Source organism: Acetatifactor muris (assembly GCF_024623325.1).
GTDB lineage: Bacteria > Bacillota > Clostridia > Lachnospirales > Lachnospiraceae > Acetatifactor > Acetatifactor muris.
On the sequence record NZ_JANJZD010000027.1, the window covers coordinates 1 to 14,947 of the forward strand.

General features: G+C 51.4%; 9 protein-coding genes. 8 read left to right on the forward strand and 1 reads right to left on the reverse strand.

Features of this window, described 5'->3' with window-relative positions; translation table 11 throughout:
• Positions 1-154 precede the first annotated feature (154 nt).
• Positions 155-1,675: an SPFH domain-containing protein gene (locus NSB25_RS21060; protein WP_103241564.1), complete on the forward strand. Its 1,521-nt coding sequence runs from the start codon at positions 155-157 to the stop codon at positions 1,673-1,675.
• 124 nt (positions 1,676-1,799) lie between these two features.
• Here the strand turns inward: NSB25_RS21060 and NSB25_RS21065 are convergent, their stop codons facing one another.
• Positions 1,800-3,587 (reverse strand): sigma-54-dependent transcriptional regulator, encoded by a 1,788-nt coding sequence (locus tag NSB25_RS21065; RefSeq protein ID WP_103241555.1) that lies wholly within the window; start codon positions 3,585-3,587, stop codon positions 1,800-1,802.
• Between the two features lie 225 nt (positions 3,588-3,812).
• On the opposite strand from NSB25_RS21065, the gene NSB25_RS21070 reads away from it, so the two are divergent.
• From NSB25_RS21070 to NSB25_RS21100, 7 genes are all read left to right on the forward strand, one after another.
• Positions 3,813-5,072 carry a four-carbon acid sugar kinase family protein gene (locus NSB25_RS21070; protein ID WP_172455235.1) on the forward strand — a complete coding sequence of 420 codons (1,260 nt, stop codon included), beginning with the start codon at positions 3,813-3,815 and terminating at the stop codon, positions 5,070-5,072.
• 75 nt (positions 5,073-5,147) lie between these two features.
• On the forward strand, positions 5,148-6,884 hold the full coding sequence (locus NSB25_RS21075; RefSeq protein WP_103241553.1) for an extracellular solute-binding protein: 1,737 nt from the start codon (positions 5,148-5,150) through the stop codon (positions 6,882-6,884).
• A 175-nt stretch (positions 6,885-7,059) separates the two neighbouring features.
• Positions 7,060-8,010, forward strand: coding sequence for an ABC transporter permease (locus tag NSB25_RS21080; RefSeq protein ID WP_103241563.1), 951 nt, complete (start codon positions 7,060-7,062; stop codon positions 8,008-8,010).
• Positions 8,011-8,023: 13 nt separating this feature from the next.
• Positions 8,024-8,908, forward strand: coding sequence for a carbohydrate ABC transporter permease (locus NSB25_RS21085; protein WP_103241552.1), 885 nt, complete (start codon positions 8,024-8,026; stop codon positions 8,906-8,908).
• An 88-nt stretch (positions 8,909-8,996) separates the two neighbouring features.
• On the forward strand, positions 8,997-11,303 hold the full coding sequence (locus tag NSB25_RS21090) for an SUMF1/EgtB/PvdO family nonheme iron enzyme (RefSeq protein ID WP_103241551.1): 2,307 nt from the start codon (positions 8,997-8,999) through the stop codon (positions 11,301-11,303).
• Between the two features lie 31 nt (positions 11,304-11,334).
• On the forward strand, positions 11,335-13,623 hold the full coding sequence (locus NSB25_RS21095; RefSeq protein WP_103241550.1) for an MGH1-like glycoside hydrolase domain-containing protein: 2,289 nt from the start codon (positions 11,335-11,337) through the stop codon (positions 13,621-13,623).
• 114 nt (positions 13,624-13,737) lie between these two features.
• On the forward strand, positions 13,738-14,901 hold the full coding sequence (locus NSB25_RS21100) for an iron-containing alcohol dehydrogenase (protein ID WP_103241549.1): 1,164 nt from the start codon (positions 13,738-13,740) through the stop codon (positions 14,899-14,901).
• Positions 14,902-14,947: the final 46 nt, after the last annotated feature.

Consider the following 14,947-nt stretch of genomic DNA (forward strand, 5'->3'; position numbering starts at 1 on the left):
CCTTTCGGAATGTTGGTTTGGCGATTGACATTATACCATAAAAAGGGAGGTCAATGCTCTTTTATTTGCAAACTCCCATAAAATCAAGGTTTGAGTAACAAAAAATTAGGTAGGATTTGACACTACCAACAAGCGATTGGGGGTAAAAGGTATGATGAAAGCATTATTGGGATTACAGCTCTTTGAAGTCAGTGCCGTTACAGGTGCAGGGACGGTTCCGCTTTTGGGAATTGTGGGAGGCGTGTTTCTTCTGTTTCTCCTGCTGATATTTGTGACGGGATATGTGAAGGCGCCGCCGGACACCGCAATGATCATCTCCGGACTGAGAAAGAATCCCAAAGTACTGATTGGAAAGGCCGGCGTTAAAATTCCTTTTTTTGAGAGGAAGGATGAACTGAATCTGCAGTTGATTCCCATTGATGTAAAGACTTCAAATGCCGTTCCTACAGCAGACTACATAAATATTAATGTGGACGCAACAGTAAATGTCAAAATCAGTGACAATGAAGAGCGGCTGAAGCTGGCGGCTCAGAACTTCCTGAACAAGAATGCCGAGTATATCGGCAGAGTGGCCAGAGAAGTTCTGGAGGGTAATGTCCGTGAGATCGTGGGGAAAATGGCTCTGGAGGAAATGGTTTCTGACCGTCAGAAATTTGCCGTACTGGTGAAAGAGAATGCAGAACCGGATCTGGCGGCTATGGGACTTGACATTATCAGCTTTAATGTTCAGAATTTTGTGGACGGCAACGGTGTCATTGAGAACCTGGGTGTGGATAACATCGTGAAGATTCAGAAAAACGCCGCCATATCCCGCGCGGAAAGCGAAAAGGAAATCGCAAAAGCGCAGGCCAGCGCCAAACGGGAGGCCAACGAAGCCGAGGTGAACGCAGCATCCGAGATTGCCAAAAAGCAAAATGAACTGGCAATTCGTAAGGCTGAGCTCAAGAGAGAAGCCGATATCAAGCAGGCGGAAGCGGATGCCGCTTACCGTATCCAGGAGGAAGAGCAGCGTAAAACCGTTGAAATCACCACGGCAAATGCAAATATTGCAAAACAGGAAAAGGAAATTCAGCTGAAACAGCGCGAGGCTGAAGTCATGGAGCAGTCTCTGGACGCACAGGTTAAGAAAAAGGCTGAGGCAGACAGATTCGCCAAACAGCAGCAGGCCGACGCAGGCTTATATGAACGTCAGCGCGAAGCCGAAGCAAAGAAATTCGAGACTGAGAAGGAAGCCGAGGCCATGAAGGCACAGGCCGAGGCAAAGCGCTATACCATGGAGCAGGAGGCCGACGGTATCCGGACAAGGGGACTGGCCGAGGCGGAGGCCATTCGAGCCAAAGCGGTTGCCGAGGCGGAAGGTATCGAGAAAAAAGCGGAAGCTATGGCTAAAATGGGCGAGGCCGCTGTACTGGAAATGTACTTTAAAGCTTTGCCTGAAGTGGTTAAGAATGCCGCCGAACCCCTTGCAAATGTGGATAAGATTACCATGTACGGAGATGGAAATTCTTCTAAGCTGATGAAGGATGTCATGGGAACTGTGGTACAGATTACGGACGGTCTAAAGGAATCAACCGGCGTGGATCTGCAGGCTGTTCTGTCCGGATTCCTGGCAGGCAAAGTGGCGACCACGCAGAATGTGAAAAAGCAGCCGCAGGAGAATACTCCGGAAGGCTGACAAAGATTCCAGGCAGAGAATTTTATAACACATGCTAAATCAGTTGAAGATATTTTTTCAGTTCAGGCCGCCCGTTTGGGCGGCCTGAACTTCTTATCTCAGCAGAACTCGGCAGGATTATAGTCTATTCCTTCAGATATTTCCATAGAGTAGTGCGGCTGATCTGCAGCTTCTTTGCCGCCGCACTTTGGTTGCCGCCTGTTTCCCTGACGGTTCTGTGGATAGCCTCCCTGATGATATCTTCCAGAGAGCCCTCCGGAAGACTTCCGCTTCCGGAGTCGGTATTCTGTCCCGGAACGTTGAAGCAGCGTTCTGCCTCCAGAAGACGATTTACCTCGTGGGCCTGTATGTAAGGTGTGGTGGCAAGCACTGCCAGTTCCTTGAGAACCCGTTTGAATTGCGTGTAGTTGTGAGGCCAGGGATATTGCTGTAAAAGCTCCATGGCGTCCGGCCGGAAGCCTGCAATCTGTTTGGAGAGCTCGATGTTCAGGGAGTTTAGATACAGGCTGGAAAAAGAGGGGATATCTTCCATATTATCCCTGAGAGGAGGCATATTCAGGATCAGGCAGGACAGATCATGGATAAACTCCAGGATCAGAGGGGCAATTCCGCTTTTCTCCGTTGTGGTGCAGGAGAAAAGGATTTTGTTGGTTTTGTGCAGTTCCTGTTCGATGATGGTGGACAGAAGCTTTTGCAGCTTCTCCTCCGGAAGACTGTCAAGATGATCGAAAAACAGTGTATTCCCCCGGTCATTCAGAGGAGAATTATAGTGACTGATCAGGAAATTCCATTCTTTGCCGCTAAGTCTGACGCAGTCTATGACGATGAAAGGATGTGTCTTCATGGTGCTTTGGGAATAGAGTACTTCCGCGGCGTATTTTTTCCGGGTTCCGCTCTCACCCAAAATCATGATGGGATAACGGTTTTGGGCATAGGAGGAGATGCATCCGCACAGGCCTTCGGACAGGGAGACGACACCGTAGAAGCTGTTGAACATGGACTTTTCCGCATCCTTCAGATTCAGGTAGGAGACTCCATGTCTGGTTTTCAAAAGGGATGAGTGGCTGTCGGCAAGGTAGAATGCCACATACTGCTTCTCGCCGGTCTGAAATTTTCGACTTTCCACGGCATAGAGAATGCCTCCACAGAGCTTGAAGCATTTGTAGTCTGTGCCGGCTGCGGCTGCGGGAATCTCCTGGGACAGCAGAGAAAGCAGCTCCGTGTTGAGCTGCAGACCGGAGGAGCTGTAACACAGCTCCCCTGCCGGGGTGAAGACAGCAGTCTGCATGGAAGAGTGCTGTAACAGGCTGTCCAAAAAGAGTTGTCTTTCCTCCATATGTCGAAATGTTCCATGGGTTTTCACGGCGCGGTTCAGGGCTTCCTGAAGGCTTTCCATTCCTGAGGTAATCAGAATAGCGTTTATCTCAAGAGACCTGGCAATGCTGCTGGTAACCACATCGCAAAGTACAAGCCGGAAGCCTTCTTTCTTCAGCTCTGCCAGCAAATTCTCAGCTTCCCGTGAGCTGTGTATGGTGTGGATGGGAATATCATACTGCAGCAGATCACATAAAAGTCTCGCACTGGTGGTAATGCTGGGGAAGCCAACGATGGCGTATTTGCCCCGATAATTGTCCGCCAGCCGGATAGTGTGCAGAATGTCATATACGGAAATATTGATTTCCACTACAGGTATCGTGGTATTCTGTTCGATAAGCCGGGAAGTGCCGCCTCTGGAGATGATGATGTCATAATCTTCCATATGAAGGCTTTTTACAATCTCAACGCCTTTCGACAGGTCGCCCACATAAACATCCAGAGACAGGTCATCTCTGTTTTCCGCCAGAGATTCCAGGGCGGGCTTCATGGCTTCATAAGGTACAATTCCCAAAATATTTGTTTTCCGTGAGTTCATGAATTTCTCCCTTCTGCTACAGCTTCTATTTCCGTATTTTATCACAGATATCAGGAAAATCAATCATTATGTACAATATTTGTACACATAATTTACAAAAAACTCTTTTCATAAAGAAAAATATGGTTTATATTATAAACATAGTATAAATAAACTATAAACAAATAACGCAGAGAAAAGGGTATGTTCATATTTTGAACATCAGGCTGATGAATGGAGAGCAGATTGAAATTATTGGTGATAGCGGATGATCTGACCGGTGGTCTGGATACCGGAGTGCAGTTTGCTTTGAGGGGCATCACATCCCGGGTGATGGTAAACCGGCGCAAATGGCAGAACGGAAAAATCGATGAGGGTCAGGTGCTGATTTTGGACACGGAGACCAGAGGCATGGAAGGGCCAAAGGCATATAAGACGGTGAAGGATATCGTGAAGGATGCCTGCAGGGATGGCGTGAACTGTATCTACAAAAAGACGGATTCCGGGCTTCGTGGGAATATCGGTTACGAGCTTCAGGGAGTGCTGGACGGTTTGGACGGAGGGCTGCTGCACTATGTGCCGGCCTATCCGAAGAAGGGAAGGATCACGCGGCAGGGGGTTCATTATGTGGACGGGGTGCCGGTGGCGGAGAGCTCCTTCGGGGCGGATCTGTACGAACCGGTGAAATACTCCTATATTCCGGACATTATACATGAACAGAGTCGGATTCCGGTGGAGAGGGATGGCAGCCAGAGTATCGCGGAAGACGGCGAGAAGAGAATCCGGCTGTATGATGCATCCGATGAAAAGGAATTGGACAGGATTGCAGGCCGGGTGGCAGGCTGGGAGGATGGAGGAGTCACATTGATGGCAGGCTGTGCGGGATTTGCGGAAGCACTTTGCCGCACGATCCGGTACGAACCTGAAGAGGGGCTCAAGCTGGAGAAAAAGGATAAGTTTTTAGCAGTGATTGGAAGTATCCACCCTATGGCAGAACGGCAAACGGATTTTGCGCTGCGGTCGGGATTCGAAAGGTTAGAACTTTCGGAGGAACATTTGAGAGAAAGGTACTGGGAGAGGGAAGAAGGATGTATGCTTTTGGAAATGTGGAAAGAAAAGTGTCGTGAAAGTCAAAAGATTCTGTTGGATGCCGGCAGACTGTTTGGAGAGCATGACATTACGGATTATGCGGAAAGGGCCGGCCTGGAAAAGGAGACAGTCAGAAGGCGAATTGCCGACTGTCTCGGCACGGTGACATGCGCTCTGATGCAGGATACGGAGAGTGTGGCTTTAATGGTTACGGGGGGAGACACTCTGGCAGGGGTGATGCGGAGCCTGAAGGTAGAGGAACTGATTCCCAAAGGAGAGCTTCTGCAGGAGGTAGTGTATTCGGAGTTTGTCAGGGATGGCAGACATGCCGGTCTGCTGTCGAAATCCGGCAGTTTCGGGGAGGAAAGCCTTTTGGCGGATCTGGCAGCCATTCTGCTGAAGGAGGAACCGGCGTAAGCCCCATCTGAAACGGGATATTCTATGGATATCATATAAATCATATTTACTTATTAAGAAGATTGGAGGAAGAACATGAAGAAAAAGATTGTATCAGCTTTACTGTGTGCGACTCTTCTGTCAGGTCTTTTGACCGGATGTGGAAACGTGGGGGCGGAACAGCAGGGAAGTGGTGAGACCGGTTCGTCGGATCAGTCCGCGGAGAAGACATCGGAAGTGTCGGAAGATTCTCAGAGCAGTGCCACAGAGGAGACACCGGCGGTGCCGGAGGATTTTGATCCCAGGACCGCTGGGTTGAGCGATATTTTCCCGCTGGAGGAGCCCATTACCCTCACCTATCTCATTCGCCAGAATGATGCCATGGCGGCGACTATGGATACCTATGCGGACGTGGAGTTCCTGAAGCGATTAGAGGAGCTGACCAACGTACATATCGAGTGGAACCATAACTGCAGTGAGGAAGCCTTCGCGACCATGATCAGCAGCAAGCAGTATCCCGATCTGATCAACTATCCGTTGATGGGCGTGGCGGGAGGCCCGTCAGCTCTGATCGAGGACGGTGTCATCTTAGACCTGACAGAGATGATACCTCAGTACGCGCCCAACTATTGGGCATGGATGAAGAATAACCCGGACATGGATCTGGCGAACCGTCTGGATGACGGAACCATTTTTTCCCTGGGATGTCAGCTGGGCAACTGGGAGACTTTGAAGTTTGAGAAGACCTATATCTCCGGCCCTCAGATCAGAAAGGACTGGCTGGATAAACTGGGGTTGGAAATGCCCACTACCATTGACGAGCTGTATGAAGTATTGGTGGCTTTCAAGGAGAACGACTGTAACGGCAACGGAGATCCTGATGATGAGATTCCCTACGTCATCGCAGGCGGCGACAAGCGCCTTGGCGAGACCATGTATACCCTGGCTCAGTGCTTCGGCACAGGCAACAGCTTCATCATGGACGGGGACACAGTGGTGTACGGACCTCTCACGGATTATTACAAGGACTTTGTGACCTTCATGAACAAGCTGTATACGGAAGGTCTGATCAATTCCGATTTCCCCATCAATGAGGATGCATTTAATCTGATCCTGCAGGATCAGGGCGGCTTCACTATCGACGCCATGAACTCCGGCGTGATCGCGGCTCATGATCTGCTGAAGCAGACAGATGATTCCTACAATTACGTCTCCATGGCATGGCCCACCGGTCCCGACGGACAGCAGGTAGGCATGGGCAGAAGCGGCGGCGGCGGAAGAATGACGGCCATATCTACCCAGTGCGAGTATCCTGAAATCGCTTTGGCATGGTTAGACTACGCTTACTCCTATGCAGGAAGCCTCAACGCCACCTTCGGTATCGAGGGCGAGAGCTATGACATGGTGGACGGATATCCTACCATCAGAGAAGAAGTGAAGACTACCAACGACGCATGGAACGTGGAAGAAAATCTGTGCAGGTGGATGGTAGGTTCCATCAACTACCCCTGCATCCGCGACATCCGCTTCTATGAGCAGATGAACTTAGTGGAGGATTACCAGAAGGAGATCCAGGCGAACTGGGGACCTCAGAAGGAGGAATATGGTACCGGCATGCCTGGCGTCGTGTTGACCGCGGAGGAAAATGATGAATTCTCCGACATTATGGCGGATGTCAAGACTTATGTGAGTGAGTGTACCCTGAAGTTTATCAGGAATGAGATGAGCCTGGACGAATGGGACAGCTTCACGGACAACATTGAGAAGATGAATATCGGCAAAGCCCTGGAGATCCAGCAGGCCGCGGTGGACAGATTCAACAGCAGACAGTAATAAACAGCTGAACAGGCATTGTATTTGAAGGTTATGGTTCCTTTTGCTGAGACCTGAGACAAAAGGAACCATATTATATAAAATCGGTTTTCATCTTTATACCCCTGGCACGCTTCGGCGCGCATACCTATCAATATTTGAAAGGAACTTTCAAACTTATATGCAGGAGGAATCAATGAAGATAAGAAAAAAAGAAAAGGAAAAGAAGAGGAAGATAACCCTTGCGATGCTGAAGAAGGATTTAATACGATATAAATGGCTGTATCTGTTCTTTGCGCTGCCTGTGGTGCTGTGGTACGTGATTTTCCACTATGTTCCCATCTACGGAATCCAGATCGCCTTCCGGAACTACAAGCTCACGAAGGGAATATGGGGCAGCCCTTTTGTGGGATTTGACAATTTCCTGAAGTTCTTCGAAAGCATTTACTTCGGACGTCTGATCAGGAACACACTGAAGATCAGTATCCTGCAGATGGCAGTGACTTTCCCCTTTCCCATCATATTTGCTTTGCTGCTGAACGAGGTGCGGAGCAAGCTCTTCCAGAGATCTATCCAGACCATTACCTATCTGCCGCATTTCATTTCTTCGGTTGTCATCTGCGGTCTGTTGGTAACTTTCTCAGCGAAGGACGGTCTGTTCAATATTATCATGGAGTTCTTCGGACATCAGAGAACTGATCTGCTGCTGAGTAACTCGAGCTTCCTGCCGATCTACCTGGCCAGCGACGTGTGGACCAGCTTTGGCTGGGGAAGCATCATCTATTTTTCCGCGCTGGCCGGCGTGGATCAGGAGCAGTACGAGGCGGCTTACGTGGACGGCGCGGGACGATTTAAGAGGATGTGGCATATTACTCTGCCCGGAATCATGCCCGTAATTGTGATTCAGCTTATTCTGAAAATCGGTGGTCTGATGAGCGTGGGAGGAGAGAAAATCCTGCTGCTCTATTCCCCCCTCACCTATGAGACGGCGGACGTCATTTCCACCTTCGTATACAGGAAGGGTATTTTGGACGCCGACTACGGCTTCAGTACGGCGGTGGATCTCTTCAACTCCATCATCAATATCATACTGATAACGACGGCGAACAAGATCAGCCGCAGGGTGAACGAGACCAGCCTGTGGTAGAAAGGGGCGACATATGAACTTTTATAAGAAGAAACCTTCGGATTACGCGTTTTCTATTTTAAACGGGGCGTTCATGATCTTTCTGGCGGTGATCACCATATACCCTTTTCTGTATGTGTTGTTCGCCTCTCTGAGCGACGCGACGAAATTCATGACCTACAAGGGCGTGCTGCTGCACCCCATTTCCCTTAGCCTGGATTCTTACAAAGCTGTTCTGAATAATCCCAATATCCTCACGGGGTATCGGAACACCCTGTTTATCGTGGTCGTGGGTACAACGATCAACGTGATATTCACCAGCATGGGAGCTTATTTCCTGTCCAGAAAAGGCCCGCTTCTGAAGAAGCCGGTCATGCTCCTGATCATGATTACCATGTTCATCAGCGGCGGAATGATCCCCAAGTATGTGCTGGTACAGAATTTAGGGATGTATAACACGCTCTGGTCCCTGATGATCCCCGGAGCGATTTCCACCTTCAACATGATCATCATGCGGACGGCGTTCCAGTCCATTCCGGCCAGCTTAGAGGAATCTGCCATGATAGACGGAGCCAATGACTGGGTGATCCTGTTTAAGCTGATCCTGCCTCTGTCCCTGCCCACCATGGCGGTAATCGGGCTATACTACGCAGTGGGACACTGGAACTCCTGGTTCACCGCCAACCTCTACCTGGCGGACAGAAAGCTCTATCCTTTGCAGCTGATTCTGCGTAATATAATAGTGAACAGTGAAGTGGACGATATGACGGTGGGTATCGGCTCGGGACAAAGCTATGCCATGAGCTTTACCATCAAATATGCCACGGTAATGGTAGCCACGGTGCCGATTTTACTAGTCTATCCCTTTATCCAGAAATATTTTGTAAAGGGCGTGATGATCGGCTCATTGAAGGAATAGTTTTTCCGACAAAAGTGCATGAAAACACCTTCGCGGAAACGACTGTAAACAGGAACAACAAATTATAACTCGGGGAGGAAATGCGGAAATGGAGTTTGTCAACAGCCAGGGCATGGCTTTCGTAAAAGTAACGGCGGGAACCTTCCGAATGGGCGGCGGCGATCCGAAGGATAATCCGGACGCTCTGCCGGTCCATGAGGTAGAGATCACAGAGGATTATTATATCGCCAGGGAGCCAGTGACATTGGAGCAGTTTAAAGTGTTTCGGGAAGAATGCCTGGGGACGGAAGATGTAAGCGACCTGGACCAGTGGATGGGATATCTGCAGAGCGTGAGCTACAGGGAGGCGGAATGCTATACAAAATGGCTGTCGGAAAAGGAAGGGCGAAGATACTTCCTGCCCACGGAGGCGCAATGGGAGTACGCGGCCAGGCACAGCGGGGAGCTTTCCATAGACAGGATGTGTGATCCTCACATTCGGGAATGGTGTTATGACTTCTATGCCCCTTACGGGGAAGAAAAGGAAAAGGATCCTGCGGGGCCCGGGGATGGGATGCTGCGCTGTGTACGGGGCGGCTTTCTGGACAGGCCGGACAGGTATAATCAGTACCCTACGGATCCCTGGTACCGCTGTGCTCTGCCGCCGGATTACCGACATAAAAAAGAGGATACGGAAAATCCTTTCGGAAGACATCCCATTGGCTTCCGGGTGGTCTGCGGCCCGGAGCCGAAGCCCTGCGGCAAAACAGCTCCGCTTTTCTTAAGCCTGGGCGTCAGGCAGCAGACGGAAGAGTTCCGGTGTGCAGGACCCTGCAGTGAGAAACCCTACTACCGGAAACGGTTTCTGTTCCCGGTTCCGCCGGACAACTGTACGGCGGAAGAGATAAATGCGGCTGGATTCTCCTCTTCCTTCCGCCATCACCACCACTCCCCGGGCTTTACGGCGGCGCCCAACGGAGATTTGCTCTATTCCGTATATTCCACCTATCATGAATACGACGCGCAGTCCGGGCTGGTGGGATGCAGGTTCCGCGTGGGAGCGGATCAGTGGGAGTATCCGGACCTGTTCCTAAATCCGGTGGGCGTCAACGACCATGCTCCCATGTTTTACACAGGATCAGACGGTACGATTTATCATTTCTGGGGATGGCCCCGGCTGGAAAACGCTTATCCTTTCCAATATATAGAATCTCATGATAACGGGGAGACCTGGAGCGAGGTAAAATTTCCGCTTTTCACCAATCATGTGGACAATCTCTGTTCTCAGCCGGTAAACAGTTGCGTGGAGACCTCCGACGGGACTTTCTATATAGTCTCGGATTCGGATTTCCGCAGGGAGACAGATGACACAGGAGTGCAGCATCTGGGGGCTGCGTCGGTGCTCTGGCGGTCAAAGGACGGTTGTACCTGGGAGAACCCCAAGGGAAAAACAGCAGGGCGCCACACTACTGCAGTAGAATTAAAGGATGGAAGTCTATTGGCCCTGGGCGGTAAGAATACGGATATAGACGGTTATATGCCCGCCGCCGTAACGAAGGACGGGGGAGATTCTTATCAGGTATACAGAACCTGCTTCCCTGCAATGAACTCCGGACAGCGGCCCTGCATCCTGCGGCTTGCGTCGGGGAGACTTGTGGTGTGCGGAGACTGGCAGACCAAGAAAAACCTTAAGCCTGCCGCATATGCAGACAGGGCGGGAAGCTATGTGGCCTGGTCGGAGGATGACGGGGAGACCTGGCATTTCAGGCAGCTGTGGGGGACGCAGAAGCGGAAGAAGACGCCCCATGAGTTCGGCGGTGCCTCTACCATTGGCTACAGCGTCATGAGACAGAGCCCGGACGGTCTGATCCATGTGGTGTGCAGTAATGTACAGCCTCTGCTGCATCTGACCTTTAATGAAGCCTGGCTGCTTTCAGAGGAAACAGAGGATCCGGGAGACGAAGTGTTGATGCGCTCTTCCGCCGCGAAACTGGTAACGGAGAGAAAGGAATACAGGGAGCATTACCCGGACGGCACCCTGAAATGCCTTTATTATGGCGCAATAGCTGACGATGGACGTTTTCTGCTGGACGGGCCGGAGAGATTCTGGTATCCGGACGGCAGGATCTGTATGGAGTCGGAATATTCCCTGGGCAAAAGAACAGGGATAAATACCTGTTATCATCCGGACGGCACGCCCTGGAAACGGTTTCACTGCTCCGAGGAGGACGGCGTCCCGGTGGAGGTGTACGAAACCTTCTGGCCGGGCGGCGACAGGGTGAGGACACGGACAGTCTTCCGTAACCGGCATGCTTCGGGGGAAGCATTTCTGTATGATCGGGAAGGCAATGTGAAGTCTTCGCATATATTTACGGACGGTAAGTTTACAGAGGACTTTTCCCTGTTGGAAAAGTAAACGGAATGTAAAAAGAAATGGAGAGGGACAGATGGAGAAGCAGAAAAGCGGCGACAGGGAGGAAGCGCTGTACTATGAGAAGCGGTGTCTGCGCACCAGAGAAGGAGCGCTTTTGTTCGGTCCCTGCGGAGACCGCCTGGCAGTGGATGTGCTGAAGCCCGTGCCTGGCTTTCAGGGCTGTATTGATTTTATCCACAAGATGAACGTGACGGAGCTTTTTACAGTGGAGGCGGAAGAGGCGGCCCTTCCGGAGGATCCGGAGATGACCTGGTATCCCGTGAAGAATACAGGGCTCTGGGAAAATGAGGAAATGCGGATCCGGGAATCCAAGACAATCACAGCCCGGGATGTGGCCTTTTCCCTGATACAGTGGGAAAACCTCTCCACCAAAAGACAGAAGATTGTCCTGCGCTCACAGCCGGCTGGTTTTGTGAAAGGTACGAGTATCGGAGCAGACTCCGAAATCTGGACGAAAGCGGAAAGCAGAGGGATTGCCGGGAACAGAGAGGATTCCAGGGCGGCAAAGGGCCGGGAGGCCGGGGAGCCGGAGGAGAATGTCTGTGCCGGACTGTACCGGGAGAGCGGCGTCCTGCGCTTTGGTATCCGTATGGGGATGGCCGTTTTCTGGAGCCTGCCCGGGGAATCCTTTGTGTTGGAGCCGGGAGAGACCGCAGAGTTTTATGTGGCCTGTGCGGTGGGTAACCTGTGCAGTGAAGGAGCGGATTCCTCCAGGGCCTCCGGAGAAGACATGGGAGTGCTTGCCCGGAGAGCGCTGTCCTATGTTAGAGAAGCGAAAAAGGACGGAAAGGCCTGTTGGAATCGAATGATCGCCGAAAATGAAAGATTTTATCGGGAGGCGCCGGCATTTTTGTGTGACGACCCCAGGATGAACGCCTGCTGGAAATATCGCTGGTATATTCTGAAGAACAGCATGAGCCGTCCCGGGATGGGGCGGTTCCGGGAGACGGTTATGTACGAAGGCAGGGATCACCGCATGACAAAGGAGCCCCTGTCTCCCGCCGGATGGGAGTTCAGTAAGCTCATCCCGCTGTCCACACCTCTGCAGGTCACTGATTTGAAGTGGCATCCGGATTACGGACTTACCCGGGAGATCATACGGTCCGCTTTCGCGGCGCAGGATGAGGACGGCCTGATCTTAAGCGCCTATGTGGAGGGAGAACAGAAATCCTATGCCAACTATATGATTCACGCCATATGGCTTTACTATCTGGTAAGCGGGGACAGAGCGCTTCTGGAAGAGCTGCGGCCCGCCATGGAACGTTATCTTGCCGGACATGAAAAGGTATACGGCAATCCTGCCGACGGCCTTCTCACGGAGCATACCCATTCACTGACAGGGAAGGAATATCAGCCCAGTTACTGGTATTTCAAAGGATATCTGGAACTGGGACGTTATCCCGATAATCCTAAGGACAGGCAGTATTTCACACCTTTAAAGCGGGTTGACAGAAGCGTATATCATTATCTGAATCTGAATGCATATGCCTCTATCCTGGGTGTGCTTAAGGGGAAGGAACAGAAGTACTACGCTGAGAAAGCGGAGAAGGTAAAATCGGATATTCTGGAGAAAATGTGGGATCCCGCCACGGGATTTTTCTATGATTTACATTATGAGACAGATGAGAAGGCCATGGTGCGAAATATCGTGGGTATCTATCCCTTCTGGGCCGGAATCACAGGTGCGGAACACAGAGCGGGGATTTTGCCGCTGGCAGACCCGGAGGCATTTCATACGGGCTCGGGATTTTCTTCCGTGTCAAAGGACTGTCCGGTTTTTTCCCCTGCCGGGGGCTGGAAGGGAAATTATTTTAAGGGCAGGGATGGATGTGTCTGGTGCGGTCCCTCCTGGCCCTATACCACGGGAATTGCACTGGAGGCCCTTGGGATGGAAAGTCTTGCCGACGGTCATCGTCTGGACGAGTATTTTGACGAAGTCCTGGGGGAGTATACTTTACAGCATTTCCGGGATGGTGACCGCCACAGGCCGTATCTGGTGGAACATTATAATCCTGTCACAGGAGAGCGGCTCAGCGATGAGGCGGATTACAATCATTCCTTCTGGCTGGATATTGTGATCCGCTTTGTTGCGGGGGTGAATGTGGAAGAGAACGGCATACGGATCGCACCTCTGAGCACCCATCTGAAGCGGTGGAGCCTGAATGGGCTGAAGGTACGGGGACATGAGCTGTCTCTTTCTTATGGGAAATCGGATCGGCCGGGGAAGGATCTGCAGGTATTTGTGGACGGTATCCTGCGGGCGGAGACCGGTCTGGAACAAGGAACATTTCTGGAAATATAACGACTGGGGAATGGGTTCCTTATGCAGGCTGAATGGTATTAACTCATAATGATAGAATAAAGGTAAAAATCAATATCCGCACAAGGATGGAACAGAAAGAAGGACAGGAATCATATGGAGATGAATAAAAAGGGATATCAGGCAGTATTTCCGGGAGCGCTGTATGCGGGCTTTGGAAGCCTTCTGGAGATACCGGACATTCTGGTCAGGGAAGGCGCAGGGAAAGCGGTTCTTCTGTTGGATGACGCCCTGAAGGAGAACAGCGAAATCAGAGGACTGCAGGAGAGGCTGGGCGCTTCCCTGGCAGGCACACTCACAGGTCTTCCCATCGAGCCTTCCCGGGACAGTATCAGGGGTGTATATGACGTCGTCCTGGAAAAGGGAGGAGATCTGCTGATCGCCGCAGGCGGGGGCAGCATCATGGATATGGCAAAAGTAGTGGCGGCGGCGCTTACAAACGAGACGTTTGCGGAGAGTGGATTTTGTGACACTTCCCTGATCCGGAAGAAGGCTCTGCCCACAGTCATGGTGCCCACTACCGCGGGAACGGGTGCGGAAGCCACGCCCAACGCCATATTTCTGATACCTGAACAGGAGCTGAAAGCAGGGCTTGTATCACCGCAGTTTACAGCATCCTATTGTGTGCTGGATCCGGCGCTTACCCTGGGACTTCCCCGGAATCTTACGGCTTCCACCGGGATGGACGCGCTTTGTCATGCGATAGAATCCTATCTGTCGAAAAAGGCCAATCTCTTCAGCCGGATGCTTTCCGGCTATGCGGCGGCGCTGATTGTCGCCAACATAGAACGGGCCTGTGAGGACGGCTTTGATCGGGAGGCAAGGGAAAACATGCTGTTGGGTTCGTTTATTGCGGGGATGTGCCTCTCCACCTCCGGAACGGTAGCTGTGCACGCTCTGTCCTATCCCCTTGGGGGAAAGTTCCATATTCCCCATGGCGTCAGCAACGCAATTCTGCTTCCGGAGGTGCTGAAGGTCAACCTGCCTTACTGCAGGGAGCAGTATAGACAGCTTGCAGACCTTATGCTGCCAGAGGCAGAGTGGAGTCGGGAAGAAAAGCCGGAGCGCTTTGTGGAATATGTGGAGTTGCTGTGCAGACGGCTGAGAATTCCGGAGAATCTGACGGAATACGGTGTCGGGGAAGAGGAAGTGGAATTCCTTACGAAGCAGGCCATGGAAGTCAGAAGACTGTTGGATCAGAATCCCCATGCTCTATCCGAAGAGGAGATTGCGGGGGTATATCGAAAGCTGCTAAAATAAAAAACGACATAACAGGAAATATGCAGAGCTGGAAACGGTAATTGCA

What these genes read in the sequence shown, in the direction of transcription:
- NSB25_RS21100 (WP_103241549.1), top strand. Translation starts at nt 13,738, where the DNA reads ATGGAGATGAATAAAAAGGGATATCAGGCAGTATTTCCGGGAGCGCTG.
- NSB25_RS21065 (WP_103241555.1), bottom strand. Translation starts at nt 3,587, where the DNA reads ATGAACTCACGGAAAACAAATATTTTGGGAATTGTACCTTATGAAGCC.
- NSB25_RS21080 (WP_103241563.1), top strand. Translation starts at nt 7,060, where the DNA reads ATGAAGATAAGAAAAAAAGAAAAGGAAAAGAAGAGGAAGATAACCCTT.
- NSB25_RS21060 (WP_103241564.1), top strand. Translation starts at nt 155, where the DNA reads ATGAAAGCATTATTGGGATTACAGCTCTTTGAAGTCAGTGCCGTTACA.
- NSB25_RS21085 (WP_103241552.1), top strand. Translation starts at nt 8,024, where the DNA reads ATGAACTTTTATAAGAAGAAACCTTCGGATTACGCGTTTTCTATTTTA.
- NSB25_RS21075 (WP_103241553.1), top strand. Translation starts at nt 5,148, where the DNA reads ATGAAGAAAAAGATTGTATCAGCTTTACTGTGTGCGACTCTTCTGTCA.
- NSB25_RS21090 (WP_103241551.1), top strand. Translation starts at nt 8,997, where the DNA reads ATGGAGTTTGTCAACAGCCAGGGCATGGCTTTCGTAAAAGTAACGGCG.
- NSB25_RS21095 (WP_103241550.1), top strand. Translation starts at nt 11,335, where the DNA reads ATGGAGAAGCAGAAAAGCGGCGACAGGGAGGAAGCGCTGTACTATGAG.